Below are 14777 nucleotides of genomic sequence, written 5' to 3' on the forward strand. Positions count from 1 at the left end.
AGCTATGCGTATATATTGCTAATAAATACCATAAGAAAACCTATAGTTGTTTCTGCTCATATTATTATCGCTATTATTTGTGGTTTATTAATATTACCAAATCATAGCTACGAATATACAACATTCTCTATTTCCAATAAGGCTGTATTTTATAACCGAGACAGTGTTATTGTAATAATAAGTAGCATGTTCTCCTTGGTATATCCTTTAATAGGGTTTTTATTAATTTCACCAACAATAAAAAGACCAATACCAGAAAATCTTTTGTCTTCTTTTCCCGTTAAAAAAAATTACTTTTCTAATGGGGCATTTTATAGCCTCATTCATCCTTATCAGTCTTCATCTAATATTTATTACAGCTATAGGAAGCGTGAACAATCTTCCTTTTAATTTAATTTATCAAATCCCTTCTATAATAATTTCATGTTTTCTTATTTCTTGTCCCGCGCTTATTTTGACCTCTATCTCGGCTTCGATAGTAGAATATATTCCCTTTAATAATGATAAGACCCCATCCTTAATCTTAGTCGCCATCTGGCTTGTCTGGGTCTCTGCTATAGGCTTGAGTCTTAATGGGCAGGGATGGGATATTTCAGGCATAAAATTTCCTATTTTGAACATATTCCATCAGAGTAATGTCAATATCGGCTTTATTCCTATAAAAAAATCGGCTGATTTTATTTCAAATTTTAATGAAATAAAATTCACAAAAATTTATTTTTTATACCAAATACTGATCTCTTTTATTGGAATAATGATTCTTTTTTTATTTGGAAAGCAAGAACTAGTATTAAAAATTACGACGTCAACTTCTCTTAAAACAGATTTTTCTCAAATAAAACCTAAAGGGTTTATCTCTTTATCCCCTCTCACAGCATGGACTATTCTGCTATCAAGATTAATATTCTTCCTTTTTCAAAGTAAAGTTAAGATTACTCTGGCCGCTCTGTTGCTGATTTTACAATTGGTCACGCCGCCCCTTCTTTCCGAAAAAGCTTCATTAGTCGCTTGGGGACTCTATATCACGGAATGGTCTGGCCTAGGATATTTGGTCAAAGGCAAAGCGTTTGCTGTACTGGAATCGACGCTGCCTCTAGGCGGTTGGAAATGGAGTGGTGCTGCCATAGCTGCCATTAGTTTGCAAATGACACTTTTATCTTTGGGAGAAATGATTTTCTATCCTGCGACTATCCTTCCAAAATTTTTTCAGATTACCGCCGTCGCTTTTTTTGCTGTTTTCCTATTAAGAATAACCAGATCTAAAATACCCTTTTTAATAATAGCTATTACCCTATGGTATAGCATGGTAACATATTAACTAATTATTTGAGGAATAAAGCCTTCGATTTTCTACCCTCCGCTCACATCCCCGCGTCTCCATGCCTCGCATCCAAGGATGCTGGTCATTGGCCGAGTAACTGGCAATCATCACCGGCCTTCTTAAAAAAGGCGACTTTCCATAGAAAACCAACCCGCCTCGTTTTTCTAAAAGACAGCGGTCTATTTTCAATCTCTTGGGACGACATGACGCAGGGAGATAGCCTGAACTGATAACCCAATCATTTTGGCTACATTCTTCAGGTGATAACCCTGCCGCTTTGCCTTTTATCGCTAGCAAATTATAATGTTGCTGCGCCAAAGCGATTTCACAAAATCCCTTTTGACAAAGATTTGTCCCGAAAAGTCGTTTTTCTTCTTCTTGGTCAAAGCCAATCAAATTCGCGATTTGATCCTGACTATAACTATCCTTTTCAGGCCAAATAAACTGATAAGGCTGCTTGGGATTGTCGGTTTTAAAAGCTATTGTTTTGCCATCCCGACTGATAACCCAATCTGGCCTTGGGTTGAGGATAATCATCAGTACACCCAAGACCAAAGGCACAACACCCCATAACCGCCATGATGTTTTCCACAATCCTAACCACAACCAGCTAGCCATCATAAAGAGGCATAACCAAGCCCCGATCATCGGCAGCATAAAACCCGCCATGGGCAGAGATGCGACGTAATGGGCAATCGCAAGCAACAACCGAATGGATTGATCGGTTACCCACCAAAAAGGCGCAGAACAACCGATAAGATCAGTCAGCAAGGCCAAGCCTTCTGCTGGAATGGTCACAAAAGTCGTTAAGGGAATAGCCAGAATATTAGCTAATGCTCCATAAAAACCGGATTGGTGAAAATGATAGAGGGTAATAGGCGACACCACGGCTTCGACCATCACACCGCCAATGATGATTTCTGCGATAATTAAAGCCGTTTTTTTCAACCATCCGGCTTCACGCCTGTCACCGAAAATAGATATGATCGGGGCTTCTGCCAAGGCAATGACCGTGCCGACCGCGGCAAAGCTTAATTGAAAACTCGGGGATAAAATATTTTCCGGCTGGATGAGTAAAATAAGCATGGCGGCCGCAGCCACCAATCGCAAGCTGACAGCCCGCCTCCCGATCATCATCCCGAAAAGAATAAAAAAGGCGGTCAGCATCGATCGAACTGTCGGAATTTCACAGCCCGCGACAAAGGTATAAAGCATCCCTATCAAAGCCGCATTACAAGCCGCTATCATCCTCAAAGGGAAATGAAGCACAAGATAGGGCGACAACGCCAAAAGTCTGATCGTGATAAACATCACCGCCGCGATTACAACGCCGATATGCATCCCACCCACAGACAATAAATGGGTTAATCCGGCTTTTCGCATCGCCACCGTATCACTTTCGCTGATAGATCCGATGTCATTAGTGACGAAGGCCGCTGCAACACCCCCTGATCTTGCACCTAGTTTTTCGATAATATGGCGGGTCAATCTTTGATGGATCGAGGCCACTATCAAAGAAAATCCTGATAAAACCGGCTTTTCAAGAATAACAGGCTGATCCAAGACATGACCTGTCGCTGAAATTCTCTGAAACCAGGCGATTTCAGCATAGTCATAACCGGCTGGAATCTGGGCAGGCATCGGGGCGGTCAGTTTAACTCTAACCGCTATTTTCGCACCCGCTTCTAGACCTGAAAAATCGAAACGATCATTAACCGATATTCTGACACGCATCAGGGATGGGCGGGCAGGGGAGTCTTCTTTCGAAAAGCGAAAGGGCGATCTTTCCGATAAAAACGGGAATGAAAGCGATGCAAAAGGCGAAGACCTAACAAAGGAAGGCGGGGTAACCTGAGCCATAAATAAAAAAGGCGCGAAAGAAGCCTGATACGGCCTTACTGTTTTGGTGGATGGCCGTGATAAAGATGGAAGGGATGACGATAAAGACGAGGCTTGCTGCGACAGGAGCAGGGTGCGGGACAATAAAGATGAAGGTTGTTGTATCTGGGGTGGGTGGCGCGATAATAAAGGCAGAAATCGTTGTGGCAGGGATGAAATCGGTGGCCATGAAGAGGCCTGTTTTGATGACAGGGGTGATGGTGGCGGTGATAAAGAACCATCCTGAAAAGCCGGAACGGCTATAACCAAGCGCATCCGTTTTCGAGAAGGCTGGTATTCACTTTGAAGGATTTGTCCACGAATATCAAAAACACCCCAATTTCGGGGCTTTATCGGTGCGACATTATAGGCTCTAAAGCTGATATCGACCATACCTAAAAAAGCCGCTACCGCCATAATCAAGACAGCCTTCGCCGCTCTTTTCTTATCCGCCCAAATCCACGCAGCCAACGCCAAGGCCAGTAACAAACAACCACATCCCAGCCATCCCGAAATATCAGGAATCGCAAACCATAAAAGAATTCCACCTCCAAAGGCGATCGGCAACCATAACGGTAACTGATCTCTCTCCTGCTCCAGTTTCTCTTCCAGCCAAATATCGAAAGAAGAAATCTTTCTTCTAACCTTGTCTGCTTTTACTCCCATCCACTCGAGAAACCGGAGGCTAAGACGTTTCATTCCTTTTCATATCCATGCTAAAGGCGCATAAAAACCAAGACTTAAATCTTGAAGAAAGCTTCACGCAGATATTGCCGTTAATACCCTAAATGTTTTACGGACAATCATTATTTAAATTTTCTTATCATAACCGCTATTCAATCAGCCGGTTTATCTATTTCAGGAGTGTAGCGCATGAGCGCAGGTCCAGCTAAAAATCCGTCCGTTGTTACCCGCTTTGCGCCGTCGCCGACTGGCTTTTTACATATCGGTGGCGCTCGTACTGCCTTATTTAACTGGCTTTTTGCCCGCCATAATGGTGGCCAGTTTCAGCTTAGAATAGAAGATACCGATCGCGTCCGTTCTACCAAAGAAGCGATTGATGCTATCATTGATGGTATGCGCTGGCTTGGTCTCGATTGGGATGGCGATATCACCTATCAGTTTGAACGCGCCCCTCGTCATGCAGAAGTAGCTGAAGAACTTCTCAAGGCTGGAAAAGCCTATAAATGCTTTGCAACGGCCGAAGAATTAGAATCGATGCGTGCCGAACAGCGCGTCAAAAAACAGCCCCAACGGTATGACGGTCGCTGGCGTGATCGTGACCCATCCGAAGCGCCGGCCGGTGCCCCCTATGTTGTGCGCTTAAAGGCCGAGCAAGAAGGCGAAACCACGCTTCATGACTTGGTGCAAGGTGATGTTACCGTCAAAAATGCAGAATTGGATGATATGATTCTGCTTCGTTCGGACGGAACGCCCACCTATATGCTGGCGGTTGTTGTCGATGATCATGATATGGGCGTTAACCATGTTATTCGGGGGGATGATCATCTTAATAATACCTTCCGTCAATTAGGTATTATTCGGGCAATGAACTGGGACGCGCCACAATATGCTCATATCCCGCTTATCCACGGGGCTGATGGTGCAAAACTTTCCAAGCGTCATGGTGCCTTAGGTGTTGAAGCCTATCGTGATGATTTTGGCTATCTTCCCGAAGCCATCTGTAATTACCTTCTCCGCCTTGGCTGGGGACATGGTGATGACGAAATCATTACCCGTGAACAGGCCATCGAATGGTTTGATTTGACTTCTGTTGGTCGGTCACCTTCTCGTTTTGACTTCAAAAAACTCGAAAATATCAATGGTCATTATATCCGTGAGGCTGATGATCAGCGGTTAACCGATCTGGTAAAGCCGCGCGTTGAAAAAACGCTTGAGCAAGGTCTTTCTTCTACCGAACAAGCTTTACTGTTGCAGGCGATGCCTTTTTTAAAACCGCGTGCCAAAAATTTGAACGAGTTAGCCGAAAATAGCCTGTTTCTTTTTGAAAAACGCCCTTTAAAGCTGGAAGAAAAAGCGGCCAAGCAGCTTGAAAATACGAGCGGTAGCTTGCTTGCCATTTTAAGAAAAACGCTTGGTGATCTTCTTGCATGGGATAGCGAAAGCCTTGAAAAAGCGCTTCACGATGTCGCTGAACAGGCCGATTTAAAAATGGGTAAGGTGGCGCAACCTTTGCGGGCAGCCTTAACTGGACGGACGGTTTCTCCGGGAATTTTTGATGTCATGATTCTTTTAGGGCAGGATGAAAGTCTAGCCCGTTTGGACGATCAATTATCGTTGTCACCCACACATAGCTAATAAAATAAAAACACCCTCCCTTTCCTTTTAAAATCAGGATACTAGACCTCTTGGAAGGATAGGGGGGAGTGTTATTAAATTTTAAGACTATTTCTTATACCCATTCAAAAGGATAATAAGAATAGAGAATAGGATACGTAGTTACATGAGCTCTCCTAATGAAGCGATTATTGGCCTAAATAACGAAGAGTATCGTTTCCCCGTGCGACAAAGCACGGCAGGCACATTAGGAATTGATATCCGTCAGCTTCATAGCCAGAGCGGCGCTCTGACCTATGATCCCGGTTTTCTGTCGACGGCAAGCTGCCAGTCAAAGATTACTTATGTCGATGGCGAAAAAGGCATTTTGCTTTATCGAGGATATCCTATTGAGCAATTAGCAGAAAAATCGAACTTTCCCGAAGTCGCCTATCTCCTTTTACATGGCGAGCTGCCCAAAGCCGATGATTTTTCTACTTTTTCAGATGTAATTACCCATCATACGATGGTTAACGAGCAGCTTTCCGCTTTTTATCGGGGCTTCCGGCGAGATGCTCATCCTATGGCTGTTCTTTGTGGGGTTGTAGGTGCCTTATCGGCCTTTTATCCAGAGGCAATCCATATTCATGATCCCGCGCAAAGAATGGCATCTTGTCATCGTTTGCTGGCTAAATTGCCGACTATTGCGGCAATGGCGTATAAATATTCAGTAGGCCAACCCTTCGTCTATCCAGATAATAGCCTAAGCTATGTGGGTAATTTCCTTCGGATGACTTTCAGTGTTCCTGCGGAACCGTATCATGTCGATCCGTTAATTGAATCAGCTTTGAATAAAATCTTTATTCTACATGCCGATCACGAACAAAATGCTTCGACATCGACGGTTCGCTTGGCTGGTTCTTCAGGCGCTAACCCTTATGCTTGTATTGCGGCTGGCATTGCCTGCTTATGGGGGCCATCGCATGGCGGCGCCAATGAGGCAACATTGGCTATGCTGAAAGAAATCGGCACGCCTGAAAATATTCCTCATTTCATTGATCGTGCCAAAGACCGCAATGATCCCTTCCGTCTTATGGGCTTTGGCCATCGCCTCTATAAAAATTATGATCCTCGGGCGCGTGTTCTGGCTAAAACAGCTGCCGCAATTTTGGATAAAACAGGCGCCAATAATCCAATATTTGATACGGCTCGCGCCTTGGAAGAAATCGCTCGAAAAGATTCCTATTTTATCGAGAGGAAACTTTATCCCAATGTTGATTTCTATTCAGGCTTGATCTTGTCAGCTATCGGTTTCCCGACTTCTATGTTTACCGCTTTATTTGCCTTGGCCAGAACCGCGGGGTGGATGGCTCAATGGAATGAAATGATTACCGATCCTGAACAAAAAATCGGTCGTCCGAGACAAATCTACACAGGTGTCTCTACTCGGGATTACGTTAATATCGAAAACCGTTGATCACAGAAGCGGTAGAATAAGGGTAAAACGTGCGCCTTGACCAAGCGCACTATCCACAACAATATCCCCTTGCATAGCATGAGCCAGTTCTCGCGATATAAAAAGGCCTAAACCGGTGCCATTGCTATCTTGGGGATTCAAGCGTTCAAATTTTTCAAAAATACGCCGTTGATCTTCTGCCGCGATCCCTTTTCCCTGATCTGCGATTGTAATATAGGCTTTATCCTCATCCTGTTCCACTCTGATCCAGATACTGGCCTGCTCTGGGGAATATCTTAAAGCGTTGCTGATAAGGTTTAACAAGATTTGCATAACCCTATGGGCATCGGCATAAGCGACAACGCTTTCTCCCGATTTAGGAATATCAATCTTGATATCCTGATTTTGGATTTTCCAGCTATGGAGCGCGATCGCCTGTTTCGCAATTTCACTTAAATCAACAGGCTGTGGCTCGACGCGAAAACCGGTATTTTCTAATTCCTGTAAATCCCCCAGATCATCAATCAACATCATTAAATGCTGACTAGCCGTTGTAATATCGGCCGCATACCGAACATAGCTACTATGTAAATATCCATCATTCTGTGAATAAATTTTATCCGCATCTTCGATAATGCGATGAATGGATGGTTTGAAACTATGGTCAATTCGATTGGGTAAATGTAATTTAATTTTGTTTTCTGTGGTTGTCTCTACCAACAGGTCTTCTTCCAATGCAGAAGAGGCGAGCGTAATATTTCCGGAAAAGCCTTTAAATCTTTCTGATGCGTCAAAGATAGGGCGACCAGACAACCATATAGCAGGGCCTTTATTGGTGATTTTTGCTGGTTGCGCCGAAAAATCGTGATGATTAGCCAAGGCTTCCATAATAGGGAATCGCCCTTCTTCATCGGTTTCTAATTTAAAAAGCCGCGCAAAAGGCTTCTTTAAATAGATTTGGGAATCTATCCCGATTTGATCTGCTAATGCCGTAGGAAAACTGGTTAAATTTAATTCGGCATCAACCTGCCATTTCCAATTTCCAATCTCTGGATCCTCATTTTCCGGCAAAACTGAAGATTCAATTTTCTCGCCCGCTTCCTGAAGAGAAGACGGATCTTGGCTGATATCTTGCTCTTTTTCAGATAGCGCTTCTTCTTGACGATAATGTTCTACTTCGATCAGAACTGACCCATCCTCTTTAGGGTAAGCATCAACCCATAGATCAAAATTTATATCGTTATTTTTCAGTAGGACACGCCGAGAGATTTTTGTTTGCAGCCGCCTTGCCAGATGGATTATTTTGTTAAGAGCGCCACTCTTATCTATTTGCAGTTCTTCAATAAGCTTGTCAGCTCTGACCAGCTTATCTTCACTATCAACAATAGCAGTCCCTTTTTCTTTATCCGAAATCTGGTTCGAGGCTATCTCTACTGTCATCAAAGGCAATCCTGCTGGAAAAAATCAGGGCTAGCGATATATGCTTTTTTCTCTCTAGCTGTTTTATATCGGTTTTCTATTTCACAAATTGATTCACGGTAACATTCATCTAATCTCCACAAGGCTAAGGCTTTATCTGCATCAGATTGGCTTAGAGCCTCAAAGGCTTTTACTTTTTCAGCTATTTGATGGTTATCAAGACTATGTCCGGTCAATTGAAAAGCAAGGCTGGCTGCTATCTGTCGGGGCATCCCGATCGCTTTTAACAAAAGCAAAAGAGGACTCTCATCCTCATTCAAGACGATATCCCAAATATAATGATGATTGACTCCTGACCGAATGGCCAAGGCCGCTACCATCAAGGCTGTATGTCCATCCATTGCGGATTGCAGAATAAATTCATCCGAGAGTTTTCTATATTTATGTAAATGACGCGCCAATTTTAAGGCTCTGGCTTCTAATGTGCTGCCTTCATCATATTGTGTTAGGGCTTGTCTCACTGCCTTTGATAGAGCCTGATCTACCTGTTCTTCTGATAACTGGGCTTCCAATAAACAGCTTCTTAAACAGGCTGCTACCCACCATAACAGTTTATATTGTAGTTCAGCGGATAGATCTGTTCTTGATAAAATAGGGTTATTTAAATGGCTTATTTGGCGACTTTCTGCAATCAGCAGAACCATCGCTGATAAAGCAATATCAGCATCCATCTGGCCAATTAAACTGTCTATAATATCCGAATTTTTGGGCGATTTATGGTATTGTTTCTTATGGCAATTTTTCTGCAGAAAAGACGTTCGCATACGGCGAATAAGCATGGCAACAAAAGTCTGATCTCGCAGTAAAATACTGTCAGAAAGCCATTCTAAAGTTAAATGCTTGGTTGGATCATTCAAAAGCATAATAACAGAAAGAGGGGCGTCATCCTCTAAAAGATCAACCAAATACAGTCGAATCTCATTTTCTGCGGCAATCGTGATATGCTCAAATATTTTTATAATATGATAGCGTTCAATTTCATTTAATCGAAGCGAAGTCGGAATGAGCAAATCTTCATAAATTTGCTTTTTTCTTTTTCTCTCATGAATTAACGCATCTCGGGCGTATTCTATCAGGGATGGTTGTGTTTCTTTTTTATGTTTTTCTGCTACCATAAATGCCAACCATAACGGATGGCCGTTAACGACAGATAATCATTGCCAGCCAAAAAAAGATATTTTCTTTTCAGAAAAAGTAATTCTTATTTTTAATCTAACAGTGAAAACCTAAAATTAGGTTAAGATAATTTTAGGGCTAGCCTGCTCAATTATATCTTCTCTAAACCTTGCTGAAGCTTTTTGGTCGAGAATCCGTAATTTACAATGGATAATGCTGCTAACAGAATAAGACCGCATAAAACAAAAGAGACATTATATTGTGAAAGAAGGGTAAAGGGTAAGATAATCCACAGTATATATTCAAAATAAAGATAATGGTTATCACTATCCTCTAGTGATAGTTTATTACAATAATTATTGTCTTGATAGGCAGAAATATTAGCAAGAATAATAATTATATCTAACGGGAATATCCCCCAACCGACATGTTTGCTTATATAGTAGCTACTACAAATAAGTGCCAGAGAGGCCCCCATTCGACGGCTATAATATATCAATTTTCTTTGTTTTTTTCTTCCTGGATTTAATTGCATCTCATTTATTCGATGAGATCCATATCCTGATAATCCCGATAAAATCAGTGATAATACTGAAAATATGGGCATGTTGGTTAACGAAAAGAGTAATGATAAAAATATAAAAACAAAGGTGGTTATTAATAAATATAAAGAAATATTTCTTTTTCTTGTGAGTAAAATTATATTTTTATCTATTATTTTTGAAAATATTTTTTTGTAAAAAATATTTTTATCACATTTATTTTCTGTAGCTTGATAAATACCCTTTGAAATAAATGCGTTATTTTTATTTTTTGTGATTTTGAAAATGAAATCATTGCCATTAACCGGGGCTTTAACCGTAATTCTTTTGCAGCCAGACTGCATCGTCTGACGCATGATAGTCAGGATAAGATCCCAATCATCGGGAATATTCTTTGCTTCCCTAATAATTTTCCCTTCAACAAGGGCGATGCCTCCCCATCTTTCGGAGGCATCAATCCGTTCAAATTCTTGGGAAGATATGCCATCTTCTATGGTTAAAAGGGTAGGGGCAGTATTCCTGACTAAGGTCTCTACTAAATGGACAGAAGGTAAACAGTCTCCCTCTAGTAACAGGACAGACTGATTATCTGAAAAAGCCGCTGACAATTCTTGGCGACCATGAATCAAAGATAGATGAATAGCTTCTTTGCGAAGCCGTTCAATCACATTAACAAGCTGGAAATTAAAATGCGCCTTAGTCTCTAGGGCAGAATTATTCCCTTCATTGTCTTCAGAAAAAAGATCTTCTGTCCATAAGACAACATGATCAATACCGGCTTCTGCCACTGTCCGAATTTGATATTCAATTAAAGCTATTCCGGCGATAGGGAAAAAGGAGAGATTTTCTCCCAGAGAATTGAGGGATTGGTTGCTAACATCAATAAGAGCGCTAGGCTTTGGAATCATGCCGTCTCGGTTTGTCTTTTTATTGATGGTCGCCTCTGCGTTAGGATTCACTATAAAATACCGCCAGAATTAAATATTTTTTGAAAGTTAGGTGCGGAATTCCAAAGCGCAACTATAAATCAGATTATTTTGCTTTACAAATTCGCCAATATTTTTGGAAAAGTATTTTTTCTAATCCATTAAATAGGAAGTATAGGGGCTATTCGCTTTAATTTAAAATTGATACTGTCGACTCTATGGCAATAGGGGTTGATGGCGCAGCTAGGCTGCGGGAAATATATCGTCGACAGCAACAGTTAGCAGAACTGGCTGGTATCGAACAAAAAAAAGAATCCGAGGCTCAAGAGAAAGAGATCGCGCAACCAGAAACAGCACAAATTTCTCAAGAAGCAAGTAAAATGGCGGAAAATACTCTGCCAGCGATAAGATCAAAAAGCCTTCTTCCTAAAATCATTTTAGCTGTTTTCGGTATCATCTTTGCGGCCTTCATTGTTACCGCTATTGAAACAGACCTTCTTTCTTTTAATAATATTGGGCAATATTTAAGCATAGCAAGCGGGCCTATATCGATCATTGGTATCGCTTATCTTATATTCCGGCCTTTCAGTTATCAGGAATCGCACCGATTTAGCCGCATGGTTTCTTCTGTCAGGAAAGAAACGGATGCTCTTGATGAGATCATCCGGCAACTTAGTGCCAAGGTAGAAAATAATCAGAAAATTTTAGCGGCTCAAGCTGACCAGCTCCTAAAAGTAGGGGAACAATCTTCTGAACGCCTAGCCGATATCGGCATGAATATGCGGGCTGAAGCCGTTGGCCTGCAACGCCATACCGATCGTTTGACAGAAGCGACGGATAAAGCCCGTGAAAGTCTCGGGCCTTTATTGGATTCTCTTCCCGAAGCCAGAAAAGAATCTGAAAATTTAACCAAGCAGTTGCAAGATTCCTATCAATCTACTTCTGAAAAAGTAGATTCCTTATTATCGCATCTGCAAACATTAAATTCTCTGGCACCCAAGGTTGAAAATGCCACCGTTATAGCCGCCAAAAATTTGGCAACAGAAATTGAGCATCTCAGCCATCTGGATACAAAGATTGATGGCCGTCTTGAGGCCAGCGCTCAGGCTGTTGCAGCCTTTGGCAACAAGATCGAGCATTTAATTGCCGAAAGAATGCAGGAATCTGATCGCCAGATTGTAAAAATGGCAGATCTTCTTGACGAAAGAATTCGGAATAGCCGAACCGCCTTGGATGATTTAGCCGGGCATCTTTCTTTTAATATGACGGCGCGTCTAGGCGAAGTAAATGAATATGCCACGCGCATTTCAGACAAGCTTGCTGAACAAATACAGGTCAGTCAAAACACGCTTGCCTCTTTCTACACCCAAATGTCTGATAATTTTTATCAGAATTTACAGGGTATAGAGAAGCAAACGCTCGAAATTTCCCAAAAAGTGAAAGCCTCTATCCAAGGTAGTCGAGATGATTATCAAGCGGCTAGCCAGAATTTTGTTTTAGAATTACAGAATAGACTTCAAAAAATCCAAGATCAGAGCAAAGAGATCGGTCATGTGTTTGAACAGAATATCGACAGACATCGCCTGTCTTTTGATCAATTATCTTCAAAAATAACGACTGATTTTGTCCAACGCTTAGAAATTATTCAAAATCAGACACAGGATATTGTTCAGTATTTTGAAAATCACATTCAGAAAGGGCAGAAGAATTTAGCCGATGCCGGTGAAAATTTTGCTAAATCTCTAACCTCTGAATTTGATACTGTTCAAAATAATCTTTTATCATTGAAGGATGTCTTCGAGCAGCAGCAGCAACAGATGACTCTAACGCTTGGTCATTGGAATGATAACTTAAACAATTCTTTATCAGACCAAGAAAAAATGGCCAGTGAGCATCTGGCTAAAATAAGCCATCATCTGGCGAAATATACTGAAGAGTCCCAACCTTTATTTGCTGAAATTAGTTCACTGATAGACAGCGCAGATTCCAAATTTAACGGTCTGCAAGAAAATAGCGTTGTTCACTTGAAGTCCCTTGGTGAAGATATCCGGCATTTATCAGAACAGATCAATGAAACCGGTGCCATCTTGATGAATAGCGACTGGGGCATTTCTAAATTAACCGAGCGCGCCAGAGGTCTGTCAGAACAAATTACAGAAACTGTTCAGGCTATGGATGTTCATATGCCGGCAGCGTTAACCCGTATCGCTGAACAGTTTAACGAAAATAACAAGGCTGCCGATTTATTGGCTCCAAAGATTGTTACAATCGAAGCCCAAGCGGCTAATGTGGCTGAAAAATTTGATCAGGCAGGACAACATCTGCTGAGCCAAAAAGACAAATTATCTGAATTGATTGATGATACGGATAGAGGCCTCGATGAGCGCCAGAATAAAATCCGTGAATTTATAGAAGAAATTCAAAAAAATTATGATCAATATCAGCAGTCTTTTGATCAGATCATTGAATCGGCCAATACGCAATTAAGCGGATTTGTTCAGAAATTAGGTCAGCTAAGTGATTTAATCGCGAATATTCAGACGCAAAATCATGGTTTGGTAACCAAGGCGACCCCTGTCCTTAAATCTGAAATCGAAAATATTCAGAAGCTGGTAACCGAGACGAGAGAAGAAGAAAAAGCCTTAATGACTTCTCTTGGTGCCGATTTTAGCAAGATGCTACAACAGCAAGTCACCGAGGCGCTTGATCATACCTTGGTTGAAAAAGTAAAATCGGGGCTATCTTCGATTGATGTTGTTGCTGAAAAAAGCGTGGAATCAACCCGCAAGGCCACTGAACGACTGATGCAACAAATGCTGACGATTACCAATATTACAGCAGGTATCGAAAAACGTATCAATGAAGCCAAGGAAGAAATTGAAAATCATGACGAAGGTAATTTTACCCGTCATGTCGCATGGTTAATTGATGCATTACGGTCAAAAACTATTGATATCACCCGTCTCTTGTCGTCAGATATTTCAGATACGGCATGGCTGTCTTATCTGAAAGGGGATCGCGGGGTATTCTCACGCAAAGCTGTCCGCCTGCTCGATAATAACGAGTTAAGGGTGATACAGAGAGAATACGAAAAAAATACAGATTTTCGTGAGCATGTGAATTATTACATTCATGATTTTGAGTCTATGTTAAGACGAGTGGTCAATAGTCGTGACGGCACGGCACTTAGTGTCACTTTGATGTCTTCTGATATTGGTAAGCTCTATGCGGCCTTATCGCAGGCGATCCAGAAATATCGTCAGTAAAATATACATTTATACTTCTTATTGATGGGAAAAGGATAAGCCATGTCAGGGAAAAATTTTATAAAAATTATATTACCACTAGGCATGGCTTTATCGCTTAGCTTGCCTTCTTTTGAGGCAGCGCAAGCCGTGCCCGTCGCGGCCTCCTTGGCCTATAGTCAAAGGCTACAACAACTGCCCGAAATGCAACGCTCTGCGGTTTTGCGGGGAGCCTTAAATGATTCCGGCTATTTCTGCCGTCGGGTAGCTTCCGCTTCGCCGAATAAAGAAGGCTATGATAATTTGGCGATGTGGAGCGTTCGTTGCCAAAATGACAAAACTGATTTTCAGGATTTTGCTGTATTTCTGGGGCCCGATGGTTCTGCTCAGATACGACAATGCAAAGATACTCAGTCGTTAAACCTTCCGGCCTGTCATTTGTCTGATACTCTAGAAAAAGATAAAACACAGAAATCTAAACATTGATATCTATATTGAATAGAAAATCATTTATAACGCCCTTCAATCAAAATGATT

Annotated in this window: 9 protein-coding genes; 5 read left to right on the forward strand and 4 right to left on the reverse strand. The window is 41.6% G+C overall.

Translation table 11 applies throughout. The annotated features are described in order from the left end of the window. Positions 1-370 precede the first annotated feature (370 nt). On the forward strand, positions 371-1318 hold the full coding sequence (locus ZMOB_RS06345) for a hypothetical protein (protein WP_014500941.1): 948 nt from the start codon (positions 371-373) through the stop codon (positions 1316-1318). Here ZMOB_RS06345 and ZMOB_RS06350 read toward each other — a convergent pair whose 3' ends face one another. Then, positions 1319-3898, reverse strand: coding sequence for a ComEC/Rec2 family competence protein (locus ZMOB_RS06350; protein ID WP_014500942.1), 2580 nt, complete (start codon positions 3896-3898; stop codon positions 1319-1321). A gap of 174 nt (positions 3899-4072) precedes the next feature. Between ZMOB_RS06350 and gltX the strand changes: the two genes are divergently transcribed. Together gltX and ZMOB_RS06360 are read left to right on the forward strand one after the other, a co-directional pair. Next, the gene (gene gltX / locus ZMOB_RS06355) at positions 4073-5518 is read left to right on the forward strand and encodes a glutamate--tRNA ligase (protein ID WP_014500943.1); all 1446 of its coding nucleotides are present in this window, start codon (positions 4073-4075) and stop codon (positions 5516-5518) included. Positions 5519-5663: 145 nt separating this feature from the next. Next, positions 5664-6953 carry a citrate synthase gene (locus tag ZMOB_RS06360; RefSeq protein ID WP_014500944.1) on the forward strand — a complete coding sequence of 430 codons (1290 nt, stop codon included), beginning with the start codon at positions 5664-5666 and terminating at the stop codon, positions 6951-6953. Here the strand turns inward: ZMOB_RS06360 and ZMOB_RS06365 are convergent, their stop codons facing one another. The 3 genes from ZMOB_RS06365 to ZMOB_RS06375 form a co-directional block, all read right to left on the reverse strand. Continuing rightward, positions 6954-8372: a sensor histidine kinase gene (locus ZMOB_RS06365; RefSeq protein WP_014500945.1), complete on the reverse strand. Its 1419-nt coding sequence runs from the start codon at positions 8370-8372 to the stop codon at positions 6954-6956. Continuing rightward, positions 8372-9526, reverse strand: coding sequence for a DUF2336 domain-containing protein (locus ZMOB_RS06370; protein WP_014500946.1), 1155 nt, complete (start codon positions 9524-9526; stop codon positions 8372-8374). Before ZMOB_RS06370 ends, ZMOB_RS06365 begins: the two co-directional genes overlap by 1 nt. Positions 9527-9678: 152 nt before the next feature. Further along, on the reverse strand, positions 9679-11028 hold the full coding sequence (locus tag ZMOB_RS06375; RefSeq protein ID WP_252507255.1) for a glycosyltransferase family protein: 1350 nt from the start codon (positions 11026-11028) through the stop codon (positions 9679-9681). A 185-nt stretch (positions 11029-11213) separates the two neighbouring features. Between ZMOB_RS06375 and ZMOB_RS06380 the strand changes: the two genes are divergently transcribed. Then, positions 11214-14261, forward strand: a complete 3048-nt coding sequence (locus ZMOB_RS06380; protein ID WP_014500948.1) for a coiled-coil domain-containing protein — start codon at positions 11214-11216, stop codon at positions 14259-14261. A gap of 42 nt (positions 14262-14303) precedes the next feature. Continuing rightward, positions 14304-14726: a hypothetical protein gene (locus ZMOB_RS06385; protein ID WP_014500949.1), complete on the forward strand. Its 423-nt coding sequence runs from the start codon at positions 14304-14306 to the stop codon at positions 14724-14726. Positions 14727-14777: the final 51 nt, after the last annotated feature.

Origin of the sequence: Zymomonas mobilis subsp. mobilis ATCC 10988 (genome assembly GCF_000175255.2) — a bacterium.
GTDB classification, from domain to species: domain Bacteria; phylum Pseudomonadota; class Alphaproteobacteria; order Sphingomonadales; family Sphingomonadaceae; genus Zymomonas; species Zymomonas mobilis.

Excerpts from the sequence above, each read along its gene's own strand:
- ZMOB_RS06350 (WP_014500942.1), bottom strand. The coding sequence starts at position 3,898 with ATGAAACGTCTTAGCCTCCGGTTTCTCGAGTGGATGGGAGTAAAAGCA.
- gltX (WP_014500943.1), top strand. The coding sequence starts at position 4,073 with ATGAGCGCAGGTCCAGCTAAAAATCCGTCCGTTGTTACCCGCTTTGCG.
- ZMOB_RS06360 (WP_014500944.1), top strand. The coding sequence starts at position 5,664 with ATGAGCTCTCCTAATGAAGCGATTATTGGCCTAAATAACGAAGAGTAT.
- ZMOB_RS06365 (WP_014500945.1), bottom strand. The coding sequence starts at position 8,372 with ATGACAGTAGAGATAGCCTCGAACCAGATTTCGGATAAAGAAAAAGGG.
- ZMOB_RS06370 (WP_014500946.1), bottom strand. The coding sequence starts at position 9,526 with ATGGTAGCAGAAAAACATAAAAAAGAAACACAACCATCCCTGATAGAA.
- ZMOB_RS06380 (WP_014500948.1), top strand. The coding sequence starts at position 11,214 with ATGGCAATAGGGGTTGATGGCGCAGCTAGGCTGCGGGAAATATATCGT.
- ZMOB_RS06385 (WP_014500949.1), top strand. The coding sequence starts at position 14,304 with ATGTCAGGGAAAAATTTTATAAAAATTATATTACCACTAGGCATGGCT.